Source organism: Streptococcus timonensis (assembly GCF_900095845.1).
Classification (GTDB): domain Bacteria; phylum Bacillota; class Bacilli; order Lactobacillales; family Streptococcaceae; genus Streptococcus; species Streptococcus timonensis.
Genome location: NZ_FMIX01000004.1, coordinates 413,050 through 437,746 on the forward strand (window position 1 = coordinate 413,050; position 24,697 = coordinate 437,746).

A 24,697-nucleotide genomic window follows, 5' to 3' on the forward strand; every position below is an offset into this window, starting at 1 on the left:
CCCTCATTTTTTTGAGGGGAGTTTGCTTGTTAATGTTATTAATATAGGTAAAGTTTTTGATTGTATAACTTGTAAAATAGAATAAAATCCTTTAAAATAAAAAGTGTTGGAGGAATTTATGAATGTAAATCAAACTGTGCGTATTATCCCAACGCTAAAAGTAAATAATCGAAATCTAAATGAAGTGTTTTATGTAAATACTTTAGGGATGAAACCTTTATTGGAAGAATCAGCTTTCCTATCGTTAGGGGACCAATCAGGTCTTGAAAAACTTGTTTTAGAAGAATCGCCAAGTATGAGAACCCGTAAGGTCGAAGGGACTAAGAAATTAGCTAAGTTAATCGTCAAAGTAAAAAATCCTTCAGAGATTGAAGCTCTACTCGCTCGTATGGAAACTTTACCTAAACTATTTAAAGGAAAAAAAGGCTATGCCTTTGAAATTCATTCACCTCAAGATTACCTTATCCTTCTTCATGCAGAAGATGATGTAAATGAATTAAAAAAGCTTGAAGAGGAAGTGAATTTTTCTAAAAATGATAGTATGATCTACTTGTCAGAATTTGAAATTTCAACAGAAATTCACTTGCCAAACCAAATTAAGAGTTTAGTTGAAGATGTAGAAACAGATAAGAAATTGATATTTAAACAAGGTCAGGGTGAGGATTTATTGGTTGAAAATTCTCTTACTTGGGATTTGTCTATGCTGAAGTTTCAAGTAGAAAAATTTGATATTCCAAGTCTTTGTCAGAAATTTGAGTCAGTAGGATACTTTGTTCCAAAGTCTGAGAAGTTCTTTTTGACAACAGACACTAACAATATTGAATTGTGGTTTGAGGAAGTATGAAACAAGAAATCATTCAAAAAATAGAGCAACAAATTGAGGCAGGGATTTATCCTGGTGCCTCTTTTGCGTATTATCGGGATGGTGAATGGTCTGATTGCTACCTCGGAGAAGCAAATCCAGAAATTGGAGAGCAGACTTGTCAAGGTTTAGTCTATGATTTGGCAAGTGTGAGCAAAGTCGTCGGAGTTGGAACTGTCTTAACCTTCTTGTGGAAGCAAGGCAAGATTGAGCTCGATCAATCCATAAAGACCTATCTTCCAGAGGCGGATTATCCAGACATCACCATTCGTCAACTCCTCACACATTTTACGGACTTGGACCCGTTTATTATCAATAGAGACCGGTTGAATGCAGAAGAATTGAAAGAAGCTATGTTTTATTTGAATCGACGAGAGAAGAGGGCTTTTCTATACTCGGATGTGCACTTTCTCTTACTCGGTTTTCTCATAGAGAACTACTTTGAAAAAGACTTAGATCAGATTTTACAAGAGCAAGTTTTCGATCCATGGAAGATGAAGGAAACTCAGTTTGGACCAGTTAGCAGTGCAGTTCCTACAGTTCGGGGACAGAAAGCAGGAGTGGTACATGATCCCAAAGCTCGTTTATTAGGTAGACATGCTGGGAGTGCAGGCTTGTTTTCTACCGTAAAAGATTTAAAAATCTTCCTTGAGCATTATTTACAGGATGATTTTGCTGACGGATTAAGCCAGAATTTTTCAGATTTGAGTGATAAGGAACGCTCTTTGGCCTGGAATCTTGAAGGCGATTGGCTAGACCATACAGGCTATACTGGAACCTTTATCATGTGGAATCGTAAGAAGCAGGAAGCTGCGATTTTCTTGTCCAATAGAACCTACGAAAAAGACGAGCGTGCGCAGTGGATCATGGACCGTAATCAGGTCATGGACCTAATTCGTGAAGCAGACTAGGGAGGAAGTATGTCAAAAGCTCTTAAAGGAACTCTTTTTACAGTAGTTGCTGGTATCGCTTGGGGCTTATCTGGGATCAGTGGTCAGTACCTGATGGCTCACGGAATATCAGCTCTAGTCCTAACTAATATCCGTTTAATAATCGCAGGTCTCCTCTTAGTTCTTTTATCGTATATTAAGTCCAAAGAGCAATTTTTAGCTTTTTTAAAAGATAAATCGAGTCTGTTTTCTCTCTTGCTATTTTCTTTATTTGGTCTCTTTCTAAATCAATTGGCTTATCTATCAGCCATTCAAGAGATAAATGCAGGTACAGCGACGGTTCTTCAGTATGTCTGTCCTGTTGGAATCTTGGCTTACACATGTATAAAGGATAAGGTAGCACCTACTATAGCAGAAATCCTTTCTATGTTTTTGGCTATAGGTGGAACCTTTTTAATTGCGACTCACGGTCAAATGGATCAGCTTTCTATGACACCAGCAGGTCTCTTTTGGGGTTTGTTCTCTGCTTTAACCTATGGTCTTTATATCATTTTACCCATTAAGCTCATTCAAAAATGGGGGAGTATTCTGGTTATTGGTGTCGGTATGACCATCTCTGGTTTTGTAGCAGTGCCATTTACTGGGATTATCGGTACTAGTCTACCTATGTCTTTTGATATCTTCTTAGCATTTACTGGAATTATTCTCATCGGTACTGTATTTGCTTACACGGCCTTTCTTAAGGGGGCAAGTATGGTTGGGCCAGTCAAATCTAGTCTCTTAGCCTCTATTGAGCCAATATCTGCTGTCTTCTTTGCTTTCATGATAATGGGAGATATTTTCTATCCTATTGATTTTATTGGAATGGCAATGATTTTATTAGCGGTAACTATTATTTCATTGAAAGATTTAATCCTAGAAAAGAGAAAGCAATCAGCGTAGAGGTTATGTTATCTTATCAAAAAATTAGTATTGAATATAAAAAATCCACTCTCTTGAGTGGATTTTATTTTTTTACATTAGTCTTTATTTTCGTATGGCAAAATCAAGTTCAAAATGATACCTGTCATTGCTGATAGGGCAGTACCTGAAAGGGTAACTGGACCAAGTTTAAGGATTGCTCCACCAAGTCCAAGCACGAGCATTGCACTTGCTATGATAAGGTTACGCATTTGACCAAAGTCTACACGTTCCTTGATCAAAACTTTCAAACCGTTGCTGGCGATAACCCCATAAAGAAGGATTGACATACCACCAAGTACGGCGCTAGGGATTGTAGAAATCAAAGAAGTGAATTTACCAAGGAAGCTGAGGGCAATTGCGATAAAGGCTGCGTTACGGATAACTGAGACAGAAGCGATACGAGTCATACCGATCACCCCTGTATTTTCACCGTAGGTAGTATTAGCAGGACCACCAAGGAAGGCAGATACAGATGTTGCGATACCGTCACCAAGAAGGGTACGGTGAAGACCTGGTTCTTTCAAGAATTGACGGCCACAGATTTGGCTCAAGACCGTGTGGTCTCCAATATGTTCTGAGATTGTTACGATCGCGATTGGTAAGATTGCGATTGTCTCTGGGCCGAAGTAAAGGTTATATTCTTTGAAGGCACCACCTGTGCTAAATGGTAGGTAGAAGCCTGGAATTTCGAACCAGTTAGCTTGAAGAACAGGTGTGAAGTCTACTAGACCAAGAAAGACTGCAAAGATATATCCACCGATAATGGCAAATAAGAAAGGAATGATACGAAGGAATCCTTTTCCTTTTGTATTGATAAAGGCAGCGATGAGGAAGGTAACAACTGCTACAAGAGCATTTTTCCAGTTGCCATCAGCAACAAGACCAGCATTTGTTACAGCTGAACCTGCAAGACCAAGACCAATTACGATAATCATAGGTCCGATAACGATTGGTGGTAAAAGTTTATCAATCCATTTTGTACCAGCAAAGCGGATGCTAGTTGAAACAAGAACGTAGATTAAACCAGTTAAGATAACCCCTGTTTGAGCAGCAGAAACATCGCCACCCATTTCCTTCATAGCAAGAGACATTGCAGTGATGAAGGCAAAAGAAGAACCGAGATAAACCGGAACTTTAAAGCCAGTACATACCATGTAAATCAGTGTTCCGACACCTGATGCAAACAGGGCAACAGATACAGGCATTCCCAAAATCAGTGGCACCAAGATGGTAGCACCAAACATTGCAAACACATGCTGGAAGCTAAGTAGAATTCCCTTACCAAAAGAAGGACGTTGGTCAACGTCGAGTAACAAATCAACTGTTGATTCTTGTTTCATAAATACCTCACTTTTTGGGCATCAAAAAAGAGCCCATTATTTTACAGCAATAGGCTCTCAGAGTAAGACATCTTTAAAACATGGTTATCCCAATATTTAAAAAATTTCATATATATCTGCGTCTTCGTCACCTCACGGGATGACATTAAAAACCTTTGCTTGTGATAGTATAGCAGAAAAAAATGATTTTGTAAATCATTTTTTCCCGAGCCAAGAAACAAAAAAGCGAGGCATGATTTTGTAAATCATTTTTCCCGAGTAAGGAAATAAAGACGCGAGGTATAATCTTGTGAGTATCTATTTAATGAAAATATCCTAAAGTGGGCGTTTATTTGGCAAACCAGCCTTACGTGGATATTTGTTTGGAGTTTCCTTTTTCTTTTCTACAATGGTGATGTAGCGAGGGTCTCCATTTGGAAGTGTATAGCGAAGGTTGTCTTCGACCTTGCTGAAGAGAAGATTGAGGGCATTCTTGGCTTCAGTCAATTCTTCTGGTGCATTACTTGCCTTAAGGGCCAAAAGTTTTCCACCAACTTTAAGGTAGGGAATAGTCAACTCAGAAAGAACCTGCATGCGGGCAACTGCACGAGCTGTCACTATGTCAAACTGGGCACGGAAATTCTTGTCTTGGGCAAAGTCTTCTGCGCGTCCATGGTAGAAGTAGACTCCTTCTAAGCCAAGCTCCTCAGACAAAAGCTGGAGGAAGTTAATGCGTTTGTTCAGAGAATCAATGATAGTGACTTCTAGCTGAGGAAAGAGAATTTTCATGGGAAGGCTAGGAAAACCTGCCCCAGCTCCAATATCCAAAAGTTTGATAGCTTGATTACTAATCAAGCCCTGTAGAATAGGAGCAATCGAGTCATAAAAATGTTTGAGATAAACTTCTTCTTTATCAGTGATGGCTGTCAGGTTGATTTTTTGGTTCCACTCGACTAAGAGTTCGAAATAGCGCTCAAATTGAAGTTTTTGCTGGTCAGTAAGAATAATATTTTGTTGGTCAAGTAATGTGTAAAATGTTTCTGGTTTCATAGTTCTGTCCTTCTTTTATGTCATCTTATTTTACCACAAAAATATGGAAATTTGATATACTGGTACTAATCTTAAATGAGAAAGGAATCCTACTATGTCTTGGATTATTTTTGGAATTTCTACTCTTCTTGTTTTCTTTGTGGTTATTAGTTATAACAGCCTAGTTAGAGGACGTATGCAAACAAAGGAAGCATGGAGTCAGATTGATGTTCAGTTGAAGCGTCGAAATGATCTTTTGCCTAACTTGATTGAAACGGTTAAAGGTTATACGAAATATGAAAGTTCCACACTTGAAAAAGTGACTCAACTTCGAACACAAGTAGCGACAGCAACTACACCTGCAGAAGCCATGAAAGCTAGTGATGCACTGACTCGTCAGATATCTGGTATCTTTGCGGTGGCTGAGAATTACCCTGACTTGAAAGCTAGTAGCAACTTTGCTAAATTACAAGAAGAATTGACTAACACAGAAAATAAAATATCTTACTCTCGTCAGCTTTATAACAGTGTCGTTAGCAACTACAATGTTAAATTAGAAACCTTCCCAAGTAATTTGGTTGCTCTGATTTTTGGGTTTAAAGCTTCTGACTTTCTTCAAACACCTGAAGAAGAAAAATCGGTCCCTAAGGTTGATTTTAGTAGTCTAGGTGAGTAATATGCTGTATCAACAAATTGCAAGTAATAAACGTAAAACAGTGGTTCTACTAACTGTTTTCTTCCTTCTATTGGCTTTATTAGGTTATGCAGTAGGCTATCTATTTATGAACTCCGGTTTTATGGGAATAATTTTAGCTATTCTTATCGGTCTTGTCTATGCAGTATCTATGATTTTCCAATCAACAGAGATTGTCATGAGCATGAATGGTGCGCGTGAAGTTGACAGGAATGAAGAACCAGTTCTCTATCATGTTGTTGAGGATATGGCTATGGTAGCCCAAATTCCTATGCCACGTGTTTATGTCATTGATGATGCTGGCTTAAATGCTTTTGCTACGGGTTCGAATCCTCAAAATGCTGCTGTAGCAGCAACTTCAGGACTGTTAGATATTATGAATCGTGAGGAGTTAGAAGCTGTAATCGGTCATGAAGTTAGTCACATACGTAATTACGATATTCGTATTTCAACCATTGCTGTTGCTCTGGCTAGTGCAATTACGCTATTATCAAGTATGGCTGGTCGTATGATGTGGTGGGGAGGTGCTGGTCGTAGTCGTAGAAGTAATGATCGAGATAGAGGGGGACTTGAAGTGATTATGTTAGTTATTTCTCTCCTAGCCATTGTTCTAGCACCTCTTGCAGCAACTTTAGTACAATTAGCTATTTCTCGCCAACGAGAATTTTTGGCGGATGCTTCAAGCGTAGAACTAACTCGTAATCCTCAAGGAATGATCAATGCTTTACAAAAATTAGACAATAGTCAACTCATGAGTCATCATGTGGATGATGCTAGTAGTGCACTTTATATCAATGATCCTCAAAAAAGAGGTTTCTTAAAAAAACTATTTTACACTCATCCGCCTATTTCAGAACGAATTGAGCGTTTGAAACATATGTAAAAAACATCCAGAGGTTTTCTCTGGATGTTTTATTTCCAAAAGTTAAATATCTTGTAAATCAACTACTTCCAAACCATGCTCTGTCAGACTATAGATACTCGTACAGACTTCTTTTAAAAAACGTCGATCATGCGAAACAGTGACAAGACCACCAGAATAATTGGCAAAGAGTTTTCTGATTTCTGGTTGAGAAGTTGGAGAAAAATTTCGTGTGGGTTCATCCAGAAGGAGAAAGTTTGGTTTTCGCAGAACTAAATTCAAAAGAAGGAGTTTACCTTGTTGACCTCCAGATAAAGAGTGGATTTGGTGGTGCATCTCTGGATAGCTGAAATTAAGACTGGCTAAGTAAGATTGGATTTTCTGTATTTCCTCTTTGTGTCCAGTTTGGCTGAGAAATTCTACTGGCGATAGATTCAATTGCAATGTTTCTTGGTAATCTTGTGGCATAAATCCAAGCGAAATCTCTCTTTTGCCGCTTAGTAGTCGATGTAACTTTACTAAAAGAGTGGATTTGCCAACGCCATTGGGACCGATAATGCCGATTTTTTCTTGACCTCGGATAGTTAATTGTAGCCCTTGAGACAGAATTCGTTGGCCAATGGATAAAGTCTCATTTTCTATTCGAACTAAGACTTTTGAAGCCGCTAATGGCTCTATATCTGAAAAGAAAAGTTGGATTTGTTCCTCTTCAAGTGGCTTTTGGGTCATGGACTGAGCTGCTTTTTCGTAGCGTTTTTCTTGAGAAAGAACATTTTTCATCTTTTTAGCCAATAGGCGCCCAGCAGTACTGTCTTTGGTAGCTCGAAGTGCAGTTTCTACATTTTGCTTAACTCGGCGATGCTTTTCCATGGTTTTTTCATAGATTCGTTGGTCGTTAGCAGCTTGCTGGCTTTGTCTGACAAAACTAGCCTTTCTCTGGTCACTATAGCTATCGTAGTCTAAATGTTCTACTAGGGTTTCAGCTTCCTTTCGATGCTTGACCAGTCGTAAATGGATAATGGTGTCTGCTGTTTGAGAGAGAAAGTCTTCATCATGAGAAATGAAAATAACTGTTTGCCTGGTTTTATGAATCTGTTTTTTTAGCCAATCAACCATCTCTATATCCAGGTCATTTGAAGGTTCATCTAAAAATAAAATCTCAAAGGGGTTGGCAAATTCATGGATGAGCTGAATTTTCAAAGCTTCACCACCCGATAGGCTACCAATCTCTTGATCACTAGCAAAACGACTGCTATCAAAATGCAATTCCTCAGCTAAACGATAGAGAATGCTGTAGTCCAAATCTGTAGACTCTAAAAAGAAGTAGTCCTGTAGAGACTTTTTCTTCAGTTCTTCAGGGAGATGTTGGGGAATGTAGGCCAGGGACTGAAGGTCAGACTGGATTTCTCCCCTGATAGAGAAATCAGCTAATCTTTCTCCCATTAAAGTTCGAAGTAAGGTTGATTTTCCATTTCCTTCTTCGCCTATAATAGCGACCTTTTCTCCGTCTTGGATGGTAATGTTTAAATCGGAAACAAGGTCTCTTAAATCTTTGTTTTGTGTGATGGTCAGATGATTGATTTTTATCATATTATTGCCCTTTCTAGAATGTCCATATTGCATAACAAAAAGCTCTACTTTACCTAGTAGAGCAAAACGTCCATGTCAAAAAAACTCTTTTAAAAGGGCTGAAAATCAAGCAAAAAAAGAGCACACAAAAAAGAGACAGAAACAAGATCTACTAAATAAAGGTTCTTTATTTGATAGACTTAGTTGTTCATGTCTCCCTTACCTCCAAATATTGTTGCAATCATCATACTCTTTTTGAGAAAATTTGTCAAGATTAAACCAGAAAATCCTCTATTTTTAAAGACCAAAAACAGGTCCATAGAGTGTCAAAACGTGCTTAACTTGATCGTAGTGGAATTTGTCATAGTTTCGCCAAGCAGTGCGAGTTTGCTCATTCAGCTTAAGTGTGCCAAGTCCAATCAAGAGACTGGTACGTTGGTAAAATTTTTCAAGATCAATTAAGATAGAGTTATCTAGTTTCTCAGCTTTTTTAAGTTGATTGAGAAGATGGTCAATAATTTGTTGCAAGCGCTGATCATCAGGTAAACCTTGTTTACAGCTCTGGTAGGCTTTATTTAACTCGGAAATGAGTTGATGTGCTTCTAAGATTAGTTCTTTGTCTTCCATATGAGCGTCCTCCTTTGCTCATGTATTGATGCCTATAGTATAGCACAAAAAATTAATTTATCATAATAAATATATCAAAAAACCACAGAGAGATGTTTTAAAAGTTTAGAGGCTTTACTTGACCTCCTTTCATGGTATAATCAAGGGAGTAAAACTTTATGGAGGAAGTATGAAATTAAATATTCAAGAAGTTCGTAAGCAGCCTGAGGGTTTGTATTTTGAGCAAACTCTAGACTTGTCAGCTGACTTACGTGAGCGTAACCCAGAAATTTTAGACGTAAAAGATATTGTCGCAGTTGGGAAAGCACAGTATGAAGACCGTATGTATTTCTTAGATTATCAACTATCTTACACTATAGTTCTTGCTTCTAGCCGTAGTATGGAACCTGTAGAATTGCATGAGTCTTATCCAGTGACAGAAGTCTTTATGGAAGGAGCTACTAATCAACTGGACCAAGAAGTTCTTGATGATGACTTGGTTTTACCTATCGAAAATGGTGAAATCGACCTGGCTGAGAGTGTTTCAGATAATATTTTGCTCAATATTCCAATCAAGGTCTTAACGACAGAAGAAGAAGCAGGTCAGGGATTTATTTCTGGAAATGACTGGCAAATCATGACTGAGGAAGAGTACCAAGCTCAACAAACAGTCAAGAAAGAAGAAAATAGTCCTTTTGCTGGCTTGCAAGGATTATTTGACGGAGATGAATAATGGTCTTGTCCAAAAAACGAGCACGCAAGGTGCTAGAAGAAATCATAGCTCTTTTTCCAGATGCAAAACCTAGTCTAGATTTTCGCGATCATTTTGAACTCTTAGTTGCAGTTATGTTGTCTGCTCAGACGACAGATGCGGCAGTAAACAAAGCGACTCCAGCTCTTTTTGAAGCCTTCCCTACGCCTCAAGCCATGGCGGACGCAAGTGAGAGTGAAATTGAAAAACATATTTCTCGTTTAGGTCTGTATCGAAATAAAGCAAAATTTCTTAAAAAATGTGCGCAACAGTTATTAGAAGATTTTGATGGTCAAGTTCCTCAGACTAGAGAAGAATTAGAAAGTTTGGCGGGAGTTGGGCGTAAAACAGCTAATGTAGTCATGAGTGTGGGCTTTGGAATTCCAGCTTTTGCGGTAGATACCCATGTGGAGCGCATTTGCAAACACCATGATATTGTTAAAAAATCAGCAACTCCACTTGAAGTAGAGAAGCGTGTGATGGATATTTTGCCTCCTGAAAAGTGGTTGCCAGCCCATCAGGCCATGATTTACTTTGGTCGTGCTATCTGTCATCCGAAAAATCCAGAATGCGAACACTATCCACAATTGTATGATTTTAGTTCATTATAAGGTCAAACATTGAATGTTTTTACTTGCTTTGAACTGGGCTTTGTGATATAGTAAGGACAATAAAATATTCCTTTAAACCTGTCCCGTGAGGCAGGCAAGGAGCTCGATAAAGTAGAAAGGTAAGTCTATGCTGTTTCCAGTATGGCTTGCTTAATGATACATTCTCAAGTCTCCTTGTCTAAGGAGACTTTTCTTTTTGGAGGTTTGTCATGAAGACAAAAGAAGTTGTTGACGAATTAACTGTTAAGCGTGCTATTACCCGCATTACTTACGAGATTATTGAACGGAATAAAGATTTAAATAAAATCGTTTTAGCAGGGATTAAAACTAGAGGTGTGTTTATTGCTCGCCGTATTCAAGAACGCTTGGAACAATTGGAAAATCTATCAGTTCCTGTTGTAGAATTAGATACTAAGCCCTACCGAGATGATGTTAAAAGCGGTGAAGATACTTCCTTAATTTCTGTAGATGTGACAGATCGAGAAGTTGTTTTGGTTGATGATGTTCTCTACACTGGTCGTACCATTCGTGCTGCTATTGATAATATTGTCAGCAAGGGTCGCCCTGCTCGTGTAAGTTTAGCTGTGCTGGTTGACCGTGGCCACCGAGAGCTACCAATCCGTCCAGACTATGTAGGGAAAAATATCCCAACCAGTCGTTCTGAAGAAATCATTGTTGAGATGACAGAACTCGATGGTCAAGACAGAGTTCTGATTGCCGAGGAAGCTTAAAAGCTGAAGGAGTAGCCATGTCGGAAAATCAACAAGCCTTGCAACATGTAGTGTCGATGGAAGAGTTGACGGTCGATCAAGTCATGAAACTCATTAAGAGAGGAATAGAGTTTAAAAATGGTGCTAGTAAGTCCTATACAGATAGACCTATAGTTGCCAATCTCTTTTTTGAGAGTTCAACTCGGACTCACAAATCTTTTGAAGTGGCAGAGATTAAACTTGGTTTAAATCTCTTGGATTTTGATGTGAAGACCAGTTCAGTTAACAAGGGTGAGACACTCTATGATACCATTTTGACACTGTCTGCCCTTGGTGTAGACGCCTGTGTTATTCGTCATCCAGAGGTAGACTATTACAGAGAATTAATCGCGAGTCAAACCATCAAGACTTCTATTATCAATGGTGGGGATGGTTCGGGTCAACATCCGAGTCAGAGTTTACTCGACCTAATGACGATATATGAAGAGTTTGGGAACTTTCAAGGACTTAAAGTTGCCATTGCTGGTGATTTAGATCATTCGCGAGTAGCTAAATCTAATATGCAAATTTTAAAACGTTTAGGTGCAGAACTATATTTTGCAGGCCCTGAAGAATGGCGAAGCCAAGAATTTGCTGATTATGGTAAGTTTGTAACCATTGACGAAATTATTGATCAAGTAGATGTGATGATGCTGTTACGTGTTCAGCACGAGCGCCATGAAAGTGGAGTAGTTTTTTCAAAAGAGAGCTATCATTCTCAGCATGGTTTAAATCAAGCCCGTTATGAACGATTGAAAGAAAAAGCTATTATTATGCACCCTGCTCCTGTTAATCGTGATGTAGAAATTGCTGACCATTTGGTTGAAGCACCAAAATCACGTATTGTTCAGCAGATGACCAACGGTGTATTTGTAAGAATGGCTATTTTAGAATCCGTATTGGCAAGTAGAAATATTAACTAACACAAGACGTTAAAAGACGCCTGAGAGCGTCCACGAGAGGTGAATTATGACAAAAAGACTTCTAGTATTAGAAGATGGAACAATCTTTGAAGGTAAAGGCTTTGGAGCAGATATCGATGTGACTGGTGAAATTGTCTTCAATACAGGGATGACAGGTTACCAAGAATCTATCACTGACCAGTCCTACAATGGACAGATTTTAACTTTCACTTATCCTTTGGTAGGAAATTATGGAATCAACCGTGATGATTATGAATCTATAAGTCCAACCTGTAAAGGAGTAGTGGTATTTGAAGAAGCTCGTAGAGCTAGTAACTGGCGCAACCAGATGACCCTTGACGAATTTTTGAAATCTAAAAAGATTCCTGGTATTTCTGGTATTGATACACGCGCCCTTACAAAAATTATTCGAAAGCATGGAACTATGAGAGCAACTATTACTCATGTCGGTGATAGTACTGATCATATTTCAGATCAACTTCAGGCAACGGTCTTACCAATTGATAATATTAAGCAGGTTTCTACTAAGACTGCTTATCCTGCACCAGGTGTTGGCTTAAGTGTTGTTCTTGTTGACTTTGGACTTAAGCATTCTATTTTAAGAGAACTATCTAAGAGAGATTGTAACGTAACGGTTGTACCTTACACAACAACAGCAGATGAAATTTTACATTTGAATCCAGATGGTGTGATGTTGTCAAATGGTCCAGGTAACCCTGAAGATGTTCCACAGGCACTTGACATGATACGTGGAATTCAAGGTAAAATTCCGATTTTTGGAATTTGTATGGGCCACCAACTCTTTGCCATGGCTAATGGCGCTAATACCTATAAGATGAAGTTTGGTCACCGTGGTTTCAACCATGCTGTTCGCGAGATTGCAACAGGGCGCGTGGACTTCACTAGTCAAAACCATGGTTATGCAGTTAGCCGTGAGGACTTGCCAGACGATTTAATTATTACCCACGAAGAAATTAATGACAAGTCTGTTGAAGGTGTTCGACATAGACACCAACCAGGTTTCTCTGTCCAATTCCACCCAGATGCAGCTCCTGGTCCACACGACGCAAGCTACCTATTTGACGAGTTTATCGAAATGATGGAAGCTTTTAAACAATCAAACTAAAGACGAGTGAGAAATCGTCGGAGAATTTATGGAATTGAACACGGACGGAAAGCTCGGAATTTAGATAAACCAACAAGGATAGAAAAAACTTCCTTGGTTTCCTAAAATTCAGTCACTTTCTTATCGTCCTTTGTATCTTATTTAATGTCGCTCTGTGAGGCGACAAATAGAAAGGAGAAGGGTAGTTCGTATTTGCTGAACTGAATACGGGCTACGGACGGTGCTAAAAAGATAGTTATTCCTAGAACTAACAGTTCTTCGTCATAAATCCTATTTTAGCTTTGTCCGCTTGACGCCCTTAATATCTTATAAATGCCTAAACGTACTGATATTCAAAAAATTATGGTGATTGGTTCTGGTCCGATTATTATTGGTCAGGCTGCTGAGTTTGACTATGCTGGAACCCAGGCCTGCTTGTCTTTGAAAGAAGAAGGGTATGAGGTTATCTTGGTAAACTCAAACCCTGCAACCATCATGACGGATAAAGAGATTGCAGACAAGGTCTACATCGAACCGATTACACTTGAGTTTGTGACTCGTATTCTCCGTAAGGAACGTCCAGATGCTTTGCTTCCAACTCTTGGAGGTCAAACGGGGCTTAATATGGCCATGGAATTGTCTAAAAATGGTATCCTAGATGAGCTCGGAGTAGAACTTCTCGGGACTAAACTGTCTGCCATCGACCAAGCGGAGGACCGAGATCTCTTTAAACAATTGATGGAAGAACTCAAGCAACCAATTCCAGAATCAGAAATTGTCAACACAGTTGAGGGAGCAGTTGCTTTTGCAGCAACTATTGGCTATCCAGTTATCGTCCGCCCAGCCTTTACTCTAGGTGGTACTGGTGGTGGTATGTGTGCCAATGAGGAAGAATTGCGTGAAATTGCTGAAAATGGTTTGAAGTTGTCACCTGTTACCCAGTGTTTGATTGAACGTTCCATTGCTGGTTTCAAGGAAATCGAGTACGAAGTCATGCGTGACTCAGCTGATAATGCCCTTGTTGTTTGTAACATGGAAAACTTTGACCCTGTCGGGATTCACACAGGGGACTCTATCGTATTTGCCCCTGCGCAAACCATGTCTGACTATGAAAACCAAATGCTTCGTGATGCTAGCTTAAGCATTATCCGCGCTCTCAAGATTGAAGGCGGATGTAACGTTCAGCTTGCGCTTGATCCACACAGCTTTAAGTACTATGTCATCGAAGTAAATCCTCGTGTATCTCGTTCTTCAGCCCTTGCTTCTAAAGCAACAGGTTACCCAATCGCCAAATTGGCGGCTAAGATTGCGGTAGGGTTGACCTTGGATGAAGTTATTAACCCAGTTACAGGTTCAACCTATGCTATGTTTGAACCAGCCCTTGACTATGTGGTGGCTAAGATTCCACGTTTCCCATTTGACAAGTTTGAAAAAGGGGAACGTCGTCTTGGTACCCAGATGAAGGCAACTGGAGAAGTTATGGCCATCGGTCGGAACATCGAGGAATCTCTCCTTAAAGCTTGTCGCTCTTTAGAAATTGGTGTCCATCATAATGAAATGCCTGAGCTTGCAGATGTTTCAGATGATGCCTTGATTGAAAAAGTTGTCAAGGCTCAAGATGACCGTCTCTTCTACGTATCAGAAGCTATTCGTCGTGGTTATACACCAGAAGAGATTGCTGACTTGACTAAGATTGATATTTTCTACCTTGATAAACTCTTGCATATCTTTGAAATTGAGCAAGAATTGGGCGCACATCCTCAGGATGTCGATGTCCTAAAAACAGCAAAACTCAATGGTTTCTCAGATCGTAAAATCGCAGAACTTTGGGAAACTACAGCTGATCAAGTTCGCCAACTTCGTTTAGAAAACAAGATTGTCCCAGTTTACAAGATGGTAGATACTTGTGCCGCAGAATTTGAATCAGAAACTCCATACTTCTACTCAACATATGGATGGGAAAATGAGTCTATCAAGTCTGATAAGGAATCTGTACTTGTCCTAGGTTCTGGTCCAATCCGTATCGGTCAAGGGGTTGAGTTTGACTACGCAACAGTTCACTCTGTTAAGGCAATTCAGGCTGCTGGCTACGAAGCCATCATTATGAACTCAAACCCAGAGACAGTTTCAACAGACTTCTCTGTCTCTGATAAACTCTACTTTGAACCATTAACGTTCGAAGATGTTATGAATGTTATCGACTTAGAGCAACCGAAAGGTGTTATTGTTCAGTTCGGTGGTCAAACGGCTATCAACCTTGCGGAGCCATTAGCAAAAGCTGGTGTGACTATCCTTGGTACTCAAGTTGCGGACTTGGACCGTGCGGAAGACCGTGATCTCTTCGAACAATCCCTCAAAGACTTGGATATTCCACAACCTCCTGGACAAACAGCAATCAATGAAGAAGAAGCAGTACTTGCTGCACGTAAAATTGGTTTCCCAGTTCTCGTTCGCCCTTCATATGTTTTGGGTGGACGTGCTATGGAAATCGTTGAAAATGAAGATGATCTTCGATCTTACATGCGAACTGCTGTTAAGGCTAGTCCAGACCACCCAGTTCTTGTCGACTCTTATATCGTCGGACAAGAGTGTGAAGTCGATGCCATTTCAGACGGACAAAATGTCCTCATCCCAGGTATCATGGAGCATATCGAACGCGCTGGTGTCCACTCAGGTGACTCCATGGCGGTTTATCCTCCTCAAACCTTGTCGCAAAAAGTGCAAGAAACGATTGCAGACTACACCAAACGTCTAGCAATCGGCCTCAACTGTCTTGGGATGATGAATATTCAGTTTGTTATCAAGGATGAGAAAGTCTACGTTATTGAAGTTAACCCTCGTGCTAGTCGGACTGTTCCATTCCTTTCTAAAGTAACCAATATCCCAATGGCTCAGGTAGCGACTAAGTTAATTCTCGGTCAAAGTCTCGATGAGCTTGGTTACCGAGATGGACTTTACCCAGAAAGCACACGCGTTCATATTAAGGCACCGGTCTTCTCCTTTACCAAGCTAGCTAAGGTAGACAGCCTTCTTGGCCCTGAAATGAAGTCAACAGGGGAAGTCATGGGTTCTGATACCACTCTTGAAAAAGCTCTCTACAAGGCCTTTGAAGCTTCTTATCTTCACTTACCAACCTTTGGTAATGTTGTCTTTACCATCGCAGATGATGCAAAAGAAGAAGCACTAGATTTGGCTCGTCGTTTCCAAAATATCGGCTACGGAATCCTTGCTACGGAAGGAACTGCAGAGTTCTTTGCAAGTCATGGATTGCAGGCTCAACTAGTTGGAAAGATTGGTGATGATGAACACGATATTCCAAGCTACGTCCGCAAAGGAAAAATTCAAGCAATCATCAATACAGTTGGTACCAAACGGACAGCTGATGAAGATGGTGAGCAAATCAGACGTTCAGCAATTGAACATGGAGTTTCTCTCTTTACAGCTCTAGACACAGCAGATGCCATGCTAAAAGTACTAGAAAGCAGAAGTTTTGTCACAGAGGCAATTTAATGAAAAAGGTTCTCTTTCGAGAACCTTTTTATTACAATAATATAAATTTAGTTATGAATATCACATTTATAAGTAAAAAAAAGAATTACAAATATAATTTAAAAATATAGTATAATTTTATTTCTAGATAATTAATAAATCCAATGAAATAAGTAGTGTATACTTAAAAACATATAAAAAAATAATATAAAAACTAAAATTGATAGAAAAGCAAAAAAGTAAACGTTTTCAGAAGCGCATAATTCTTTGAACTATTTAAATTCTTATGATAAGATGAAGATGCTAAAGAGGTTAGAAGAATTTTGTATTTAAAAACCAAAAATATTAAAACATCAAATTGTTTCTGACTAATAGTAAAAATATTAAAAAGGAGAACTTATCAATATGATAAGAAAAGAACAACAACGCTTCTCTTTGCGTAAATATAAGGTTGGTGTTGCATCAGTCTTTTTAGGAACAACTCTTAGCTTCATGATGGCTAATGGAGCCACAGCATTGGCGTCCGAGCTTCCGACACAGCCAGTTACCGAAGAAAAAACAGAGTTGGTAAATACGGGTGATTCTAGTGGGGGATCATCAAATAAGGATGTGGAAACTACTGAAGTAGTAGCTGAAGCTAAGGAAGAAGTCACTAAACCTCAACCGACGGAAACCACTAATGTAGCAGAAGGTCAAGCTGCGCCAGAGGTAAAAGAAGAAATAAAGCCAGAAACTACTGAAGTAAAGTCTGAAGCTGCAACTTCAGAAAAACCTGCTACAGAAACTATCAAAGCTTCTGAAACAAAGGAAGAAGTAAAGCCAGCTGTTTCAGAAGAAAATAAACCAAAAGTACGTAGTCGTCGTGCAGCTGATGACCATAATGTTACACCGATTGCGACAGAAACCTATCTAAAAGACGGTGAAAAAGCTACACCAGAAATGTCAAACCCAAATGGTGCAACTGTTAATTCCCAAGTAGTGCCAGCTGGCTATGAAAGAAAAGAAGGTGATGTTTATACTTATAGTATTGTAGAACTAACTGAGTTTAATAAACGTTACAATACAAACTACTACTCTCGTTCATACAAGAGATTTGATGATTCTACTGAAACAACTGTAGAATTAATTGATAAGAATACTGGAAATGTAGTTGAAACAAGAACTATTTCTGCTTCGAGTGGTATTCAAAGCTTTACAACTACTAAGACAGCTTCTAATGGAGAACTTACTTATCAGGTTGATTATAATAAAGGTGTAGCTGCTAGTAAGGCTGAAGCACCTCAACCCTTCCTTCAATATGGTTTTGAAGTAGGAGATAATATCAAAAATCTTGTGGCAAGTGGGCATCAACTGACTACAGAGGAACAAAAACTGTTCGATGCAGTTTATCAAGCTCGTACTTCAACAGATATTATTAACGTTGTAGAACCAGCTTATAATGGCCGTAGGATTACAGATACAAATAGTAAAATCCCTAGATTTGTTGAAAAAACAACTTACTATAAAGTCGTTGATAGAAGTAACCCAACATTCAATGCTAACAAAACAGATAAAACTGTCCAAGATTATAAAGAAGATGGTAATGAAGTAGATTTAGCTAAATACACAACTAAAGCTATGGAAGGCCAACATTTTACTGCTTCAGGTGAGCGCGAATTTGACGGTTATAAACTCTATCAAGCAGCAGATCCAGATACTACAACTGGCTTTGTAAGTCGTCCTTATAAAGTTGGGACAAAGTTTATGGATGCTGAACGTGCAGGAATTAAACGTATTAAAGAAATTGTTGGAGAAGATGGTTCAGTAGTTGTTCGTGTTTACTTATTAGATCCAAAACAACAGGACAAACGTTCTGATGGTACCTTGGAAACAGATGGTTACATGCTACTCGCAGAAACTAAACCAATCAAACCAGGTGATTATAACAAACAAGAACTAGCTGTTAAAAAGACACCTCTCACGACTATTCCACATAAAGTAACCGATCCAAGAACACAACAAGTTACAGACTACCCAAATGGTAAAGAAATTCCATTTGACTTCCAAAATGCAGCTGGATATATACCTAAGAAAACGGTATTTGTACCATTCTTAGGGGACAATATTGGACACCTTTCTCCAAATGCACAGTTGGAAAGAGCAAATTATGGTATTGGTACAAATGTTGACTTATTAAACTCTTTAACGCCTTATAAACAACCAATTTACTACTATGTGAAACGCGAACCGGCTAAAGTTACGCCTGAATTTGAAAAGGAACTTGACGGACGTGTATTAACAGATGGAGAGTTTAGATTCAAGTTAACAGAGGAAAAGAGTACCCCTGATAAACATGAAGAAACAGTCACAAACAAAAATGGCAAGGTTACATTTAGTGAATTATCATTTAGTAACCCTGGTACCTATAAATACAAGATTACAGAGTTAAAAGGTTCTGATACGAACGTTGATTACGATGCAATGACAGTTACAATGACTGTTACGGTAACTGAAAAAAATGCAGTAGGGGATCTTGAGGCTACCGTTAAGTATAGTTCTGAAGGTGGATTTAGTGCAGACGCTAATGACAAAACCTTTAACAACTATGTAGTTTCACCAGTAGTTACTAAGTTTGATTTCACGAAGAAACTCGCAGGCCGCCAACTTAAGGAAGGTGAATTTAGCTTTGTTCTGAAGAATGAAGCAGGTGAAGAAGTTGAAACTGTTAAGAATAAAGAAGACGGAACTGTTACTTTCTCAGAATTATCATTCGATAATACAAAAGTTGGTACCCATACTTATACAGTAGAAGAGGTTATCCCAGCTACTAAAGAGCTAGGAATGACTTATGACACCATGAAAGCAACGCTTACTGTGGAAGTTGCTAAAAATGGACATGCCTTAACAACTGTAACAAATGTAAGCTCAGCAGGTGGCGTAAAAGAGAATGGAGAATCTACAGATGGAACTGAAGATAAAGAGTTCAACAACAAGATTACTCCTCCAGAGACTCCTGAGTTCCAACCAGAAAAATTTGTTCTTGACAAAGAAAAATTTGATATCACTGGTACAAAACTCGTTGACGACGATGATGAGTTGACAAATGAGTACAGAGATACAAATGCTGACCCTTACGCTGATATAACAACGAACAACGAAGCAGAAAACATTAATACCAAGACTGTTGAACGTGGTTCAAAACTTGTTTATCAAGTTTGGTTGGATACAACTAAATTTACTGATAAAAACAATGTCCAATATGTAGGTGTTTCAGATAAATATGATGCTGACAAACTTAAAGTTGACTCTTCTTTAATTAAAGCTTACGATGGTAAAACTGGTGTTGATGTAACTGATAAATTTGATATTACAGTTGAAAATGGTACTATTAGTGCGACATCTAAGAAGAAATTTGTCAATGCTGATAATGTCATTAATACAACTGAATTTGAATTTGGAAGATACTACAAGTTTGATATCCCAGCTACAGTCAAAGAAAATGTTGCTGCAGGAGCTGATATCGAAAACACTGCCAACCAAATCGTTCACGTTTATAATCCAGTAAGTAAAACAGTTGAGAAACCAGAAAAACCTACTCAAAAACGTGTGAACAGTGTTCCTATCGAAGTAGAATTTAACTTCACTAAGAAACTAGAAGGACGTGAACTGCAAGCCAACGAATTTAGCTTTGTTCTGAAAGATTCAAAAGGTAAAGAAGTTGAAACTGTCAAGAACGATGCAGATGGTAAAGTAAAATTCAAAGCTCTTAAATTTGAAAAGAGCCAAGTTGGTGAACATAAATACACTGTTGAAGAAGTAGCAGGAGCAGATGCAACTATTACTTACGATACGATGAAGGCTGAAGTTAAAGTTACTGTTTCACATGATGGTACTGCAAAAGCTTTAATCGCAAATGTAACTGAACCAGCTGATAAAGAATTCAATAATACAGTTACACCACCAACTGAACCTAAGTTCCAACCAGAGAAGTACGTCTTGAATACTGAGAAATACTCTATTAAAGACAACAAATTGTTGGATGACGATAAAGAGTTGGAAGATAAGTATAAAGATACGAATACCAACCCATATGTTGATCAAACTACTAACAACGAAGCTGAAAATATCAATACCAAGACTGTTAAACGTGGTGATAAACTAGTCTACCAAGTTTGGTTGGATACTACAAAATTCACAACTGATAACAAGGAAAAGGTACAGTCAGTTGGAATTACAGATGATTTCGATGAAACTAAGGTTGATGTTGATGGTACTAAGATCAAAGCCTACGATTCAGTATCAGGGGATGATGTAACAAATAAATTTGATATTACAGTTGAAAATGGAGTAATGACAGCGACGCTTAAAGCTGGCAATACTAAGTCTCTTGGTGACACTGAAAACACTCAAATTATTGACACAACTAAATTTGAATTTGGACGTTACTATAAGTTCGATATCCCAGCAGTAGTCAAAAATGATGTTGATGGTGGAGTAGATATTGAAAATACTGCTACACAAGTAGTCAACTACTACAATCCAGTTACCAAGAAAGTTGAAAAACCATCTAGACCAACTGAAAAACGTGTGAACAGTGTACCAATTTCAGTAGAATTTAATTTCACTAAGAAACTAGAAGGTCGTGAACTGCAAGCCAACGAATTTAGTTTTGTTCTGAAAGATTCAAAAGGTAATGAAGTTGAAACAGTTAAGAACGACGCAACTGGAAATGTTAAATTCTCAGCCCTAGAATACAAGAGGGGTGAAGAAGGTGTATATAACTACACTGTTGAGGAAGTTGTAGGAACAGACGCGACTGTTACATATGATACTATGAAAGCAGAAGTGACCGTGACAGTATCACATGATGGTACAGCTAAAGCTCTCATTGCAACTGTGACTAATCCAACTGACAAAGAGTTCAACAACACTGTAACACCACCTGAAGAGCCTAAGTTCCAGCCAGAAAAATATGTTGTCGCTACAGAGAAATACGATATTACTGGTGACAAACTGCTTGATGACGATAAAGAATTAACAAACAAGTATACAGAAACAAATACTGATCCATATGTTGATAAAGATAACAACAATGAAGCAGAAAACTTAAATACTAAGACTGTTAAACGTGGTTCTAAATTGGTTTACCAAGTATGGTTAGATACAACTCAATTTGATGCTAATAACAGAGATAATATTCAAACAGTTGGAATTTCTGATAACTATGACGAAGATAAATTAACTCTGAATGAAGCTGATATCAAAGCCTACGATTCTGTAACAGGAGCTGAAGTAACAGATAAATTTGATATTGCAGTTAATAATGGAGTTATTACAGCAACACTCAAAGCTGGTAATACTAAGTCATTAGGTGATGCAGAAAATACTCAAATTATTGATACAACAAAATTTGAATTTGGACGTTACTACAAATTTGATATCCCAACAACAGTTAAGAATGATGTAGCTGCTGGTGCGGATATCGAAAATACTGCAGCTCAAGTAGTGAACTACTATAATCCGACTACTAAGAAAGTTGAGAAACCAGAAAAACCAACTCAAAAACGTGTGAACAATGTTCCAGTTCCACTTGATCTTAAATTTACTAAGAAACTGGAAGGTCGTGATTTAGCAGAAGGTGAATTCAGCTTTGTTCTTAAGAAAGACGGCGATATTGTCGAAACGGTTAAGAACGATGCGACTGGTAAGATTACCTTCAAGACTCTTGAGTTTGGTAAAGATGATCTAGGTAAGACATATAACTACACAGTTGAAGAGCTTACTGGAGCAGACACAACTGTGACTTATGATCCAATGGTTGCTACTGTAAAAGTTGTAGTATCACATGATGGCACAGCTAAAGCGATTGTTGCAAACGTAACAGATGCTGAGGATAAAGAGTTCAATAACACTGTAACACCACCAGAAGAACCTAAGTTCCAACCAGAAAAATATGTCGTTACAGAAGAAAAATTAGACATTACTGGCGATAAGCTTCTTGATGATGATAAAGAATTAACTGACAAAGTCGGCCAAACCAATGCCAACCCATATTCAGATGACACATCTAATAATGAAGCTGAAAACTTGAATACTAAGACTGTGAAACCTGGTGCTAAATTGGTTTACCAAGTATGGTTAGATACTACTAAGTTTGACTTAGCAAACAAGGATAATATTCAAACAGTTGGTATCTCAGATGACTTTGATGAAGCTAAATTAGATGTAGATAGTACTAAGATTAAAGCTTATGATTCAGCATCTGGAGCTGAAGTAACTGAGAAATTTGATATCAAGGTTGAAAACGGAGTAATCACTGCAACTCTTAAAGATGGCTTCACCAAGTCATTGGGTGATTCAGCTGATACTCAAGTTATCGACACAACTAAATTTGAATTTGGACGTTACTACAAGTTTGATATCCCAGCAAAAGTTAAAGCAGATGTTCCAGGTGGAGTAGATATTGAGAATACTGCTGCACAAGTTGTACATTACTACAATCCATCAACTAAGAAGGTTGAAAAACCATCTAAACCAACTGAAAAACGTGTCAATAGTGTTCCGATTTCTGTGGAATTCAACTTCACTAAGAAGCTTGAAGGACGTGAGTTGAAAGCTAATGAATTCAGCTTCACATTGACAGATCAAGATGGAAACCTTGTTGAAACAGTTAAGAATGATGTTTCTGGTAACGTTAAATTCTCAGCTATTGAGTACAAGAAAGGTCAAGAAGGAACTTACAAGTACACAATTGAGGAAGTCAAAGGATCTGACTCTACGGTTACTTACGATACTATGAAAGCTGAAGTAACTGTTGAAGTGAAGCACGATGGAACTGCTAAAGCACTTGTTAAGACAGTAACAGATGCTGAGGATAAAGAGTTCAACAACCGTGTGACACCTCCATCAACGCCAGAGTTTAACCCAGAGAAATACATTCTTAATGAAGAGAAATTCGATATCACTGGTAACAAACTTCTCGATGATGATAAAGAATTGGCAGATAAGGTTGCTGATACGAATGCAAATCCTTATGTTGATCAAGCTGATAACAACGAGGCTCAAAATATCAATACTAAGACACTTAAGAAAGGTGATAAGGTTGTTTACCAAGTATGGTTGGATACAACGAAATTCACTGAAGCTCATCATATTCAATCTGTAGGTGTAACGGATAAATATGACAGTGAAAACTTGGATGTTAATGTAGCTGATATTAAAGCATACGATTCAGTAACAGGTGAGGACGTAACAGCTAAATTTGATATTGCAATCGTAAATGGTGTTATTACTGCTACATCTAAAGCTGATTTAACGAAGTCACTTGGTGATGAGGAAGCTACTCAAGTAATTGACACTGCTAAGCTAGCATTTGGACGTTACTACAAGTTTGATATTCCAGCTCGTATCAAAGAGGCTGCCAAAGAAGGTGTAGATATTGAAAATACAGCTTCTCAAATCGTTCACCAATACGATCCAACTAAGAAAACAGTTGAAAAACCAGAGAAACCAACTGAAAAACGTGTTGTTAATATTCCGGTTAAAGTTGAGTTCAGTTTCACTAAGAAATTAGAAGGCCGTGAATTGAAGGCTGGTGAATTTACTTTTGTACTGAAAGATAAGGATGGAAAAACGATTGAAACTGTAAGCAATGATGCTGAAGGTAAAATCAAGTTCTCCGCCCTTGAATTCAAACGTGGTGAAGAAGGTACACACCTCTATCACGTAGAAGAAGTACAAGGCGCAGAAGCTGGAGTCGAGTATGACAAGATGGTTGCTACAGTTGGAGTTACTGTGACCAAGGACGGTAAAGTATTAACTCTTACTTCACAAATACCGGAAGATACTGAGTTCAACAACAAAGTAATTCCACCGAAACCACCAGTAACACCACCAACCCCACCGGTAACACCACCGACCCCACCGGTAACACCACCAACCCCGCCAGTAACACCACCGACCCCACCAGTAACGCCACCAACCCCACCGGTGACACCACCGACCCCGCCGGTAACACCACCAACCCCAGAAACACCTAAGGAAGGTGAATTACCAAATACTGGTGAAGAATCAACTACAGTTGTTGCGACTATTGGTGCAATTCTTGGACTATTTGGTCTTGGATTGGTTACCAAGCGTAAAGAAGACGAAGTTTAAACGAATTTCTTTTAAGATTATTTAAGTTTCTGATTCTTATTCAAGAAAATGGAGAGGGCATAACTGCTCTCTCTTTTTTGATTTATTCATTCTTTCTATTTCATTATGGATTCAAGTAAATATAATCTCTTCTAAAAAA

The 24,697-nt window shown here is 38.5% G+C and carries 16 protein-coding genes; 12 read left to right on the forward strand and 4 right to left on the reverse strand.

Translation table 11 applies throughout. From position 1 onward, the window contains the following. The first annotated feature begins 118 nt into the window (after positions 1–118). Genes BQ2679_RS05260 through BQ2679_RS05270 form a run of 3 tightly spaced genes read left to right on the forward strand, consistent with a single transcriptional unit; the run spans position 119 to position 2,694 of the window. The gene (locus tag BQ2679_RS05260; RefSeq protein WP_075567021.1) at positions 119–844 is read left to right on the forward strand and encodes a CppA N-terminal domain-containing protein; all 726 of its coding nucleotides are present in this window, start codon (positions 119–121) and stop codon (positions 842–844) included. After that, positions 841–1,773 carry a serine hydrolase domain-containing protein gene (locus BQ2679_RS05265; RefSeq protein ID WP_075567023.1) on the forward strand — a complete coding sequence of 311 codons (933 nt, stop codon included), beginning with the start codon at positions 841–843 and terminating at the stop codon, positions 1,771–1,773. Before BQ2679_RS05260 ends, BQ2679_RS05265 begins: the two co-directional genes overlap by 4 nt. Before the next feature lie 9 nt (positions 1,774–1,782). Beyond that, positions 1,783–2,694, forward strand: coding sequence for a DMT family transporter (locus BQ2679_RS05270; protein WP_075567025.1), 912 nt, complete (start codon positions 1,783–1,785; stop codon positions 2,692–2,694). A gap of 77 nt (positions 2,695–2,771) precedes the next feature. On the opposite strand, the gene BQ2679_RS05275 is transcribed toward BQ2679_RS05270, so the two are convergent. Both BQ2679_RS05275 and rsmG read right to left on the reverse strand, forming a co-directional pair. Beyond that, positions 2,772–4,055 carry a uracil-xanthine permease family protein gene (locus BQ2679_RS05275; RefSeq protein WP_075567026.1) on the reverse strand — a complete coding sequence of 428 codons (1,284 nt, stop codon included), beginning with the start codon at positions 4,053–4,055 and terminating at the stop codon, positions 2,772–2,774. Between the two features lie 315 nt (positions 4,056–4,370). After that, positions 4,371–5,084: a 16S rRNA (guanine(527)-N(7))-methyltransferase RsmG gene (gene rsmG / locus BQ2679_RS05280; protein WP_075567028.1), complete on the reverse strand. Its 714-nt coding sequence runs from the start codon at positions 5,082–5,084 to the stop codon at positions 4,371–4,373. 94 nt (positions 5,085–5,178) lie between these two features. Between rsmG and BQ2679_RS05285 the strand changes: the two genes are divergently transcribed. Together BQ2679_RS05285 and htpX are read left to right on the forward strand one after the other, a co-directional pair. Next, complete coding sequence (locus BQ2679_RS05285; RefSeq protein ID WP_075567030.1) at positions 5,179–5,739, forward strand: LemA family protein; 561 nt, start codon at positions 5,179–5,181, stop codon at positions 5,737–5,739. 1 nt (position 5,740) lies between these two features. Continuing rightward, the gene (htpX, locus tag BQ2679_RS05290) at positions 5,741–6,640 is read left to right on the forward strand and encodes a zinc metalloprotease HtpX (protein WP_075567032.1); all 900 of its coding nucleotides are present in this window, start codon (positions 5,741–5,743) and stop codon (positions 6,638–6,640) included. A gap of 42 nt (positions 6,641–6,682) precedes the next feature. Here the strand turns inward: htpX and BQ2679_RS05295 are convergent, their stop codons facing one another. Together BQ2679_RS05295 and BQ2679_RS05300 are read right to left on the reverse strand one after the other, a co-directional pair. Further along, complete coding sequence (locus BQ2679_RS05295) at positions 6,683–8,242, reverse strand: ATP-binding cassette domain-containing protein (RefSeq protein WP_075567034.1); 1,560 nt, start codon at positions 8,240–8,242, stop codon at positions 6,683–6,685. Positions 8,243–8,485: 243 nt separating this feature from the next. Then, positions 8,486–8,815, reverse strand: a complete 330-nt coding sequence (locus tag BQ2679_RS05300; RefSeq protein ID WP_075567037.1) for a helicase BlpT — start codon at positions 8,813–8,815, stop codon at positions 8,486–8,488. Positions 8,816–8,984: 169 nt separating this feature from the next. Between BQ2679_RS05300 and BQ2679_RS05305 the strand changes: the two genes are divergently transcribed. From BQ2679_RS05305 to BQ2679_RS05335, 7 genes are all read left to right on the forward strand, one after another. Beyond that, a complete protein-coding gene (locus BQ2679_RS05305; RefSeq protein ID WP_075567040.1) occupies positions 8,985–9,527 on the forward strand; it encodes a YceD family protein in 543 nt (180 codons plus the stop codon). Continuing rightward, positions 9,527–10,156, forward strand: coding sequence for an endonuclease III (gene nth, locus BQ2679_RS05310; protein ID WP_075567042.1), 630 nt, complete (start codon positions 9,527–9,529; stop codon positions 10,154–10,156). The genes BQ2679_RS05305 and nth overlap by 1 nt, the downstream gene beginning before the upstream one ends. 209 nt (positions 10,157–10,365) lie before the next feature. Then, on the forward strand, positions 10,366–10,887 hold the full coding sequence (pyrR, locus tag BQ2679_RS05315; RefSeq protein ID WP_075567044.1) for a bifunctional pyr operon transcriptional regulator/uracil phosphoribosyltransferase PyrR: 522 nt from the start codon (positions 10,366–10,368) through the stop codon (positions 10,885–10,887). Positions 10,888–10,904: 17 nt separating this feature from the next. Then, positions 10,905–11,828, forward strand: a complete 924-nt coding sequence (locus tag BQ2679_RS05320) for an aspartate carbamoyltransferase catalytic subunit (RefSeq protein WP_075567046.1) — start codon at positions 10,905–10,907, stop codon at positions 11,826–11,828. 46 nt (positions 11,829–11,874) lie between these two features. Continuing rightward, on the forward strand, positions 11,875–12,954 hold the full coding sequence (locus BQ2679_RS05325) for a carbamoyl phosphate synthase small subunit (RefSeq protein WP_075567048.1): 1,080 nt from the start codon (positions 11,875–11,877) through the stop codon (positions 12,952–12,954). Positions 12,955–13,266: 312 nt separating this feature from the next. Continuing rightward, positions 13,267–16,443 (forward strand): carbamoyl-phosphate synthase large subunit, encoded by a 3,177-nt coding sequence (carB, locus tag BQ2679_RS05330; protein ID WP_075567053.1) that lies wholly within the window; start codon positions 13,267–13,269, stop codon positions 16,441–16,443. Between the two features lie 384 nt (positions 16,444–16,827). Next, a complete protein-coding gene (locus BQ2679_RS05335) occupies positions 16,828–24,558 on the forward strand; it encodes an SspB-related isopeptide-forming adhesin (RefSeq protein WP_075567055.1) in 7,731 nt (2,576 codons plus the stop codon). Positions 24,559–24,697: the final 139 nt, after the last annotated feature.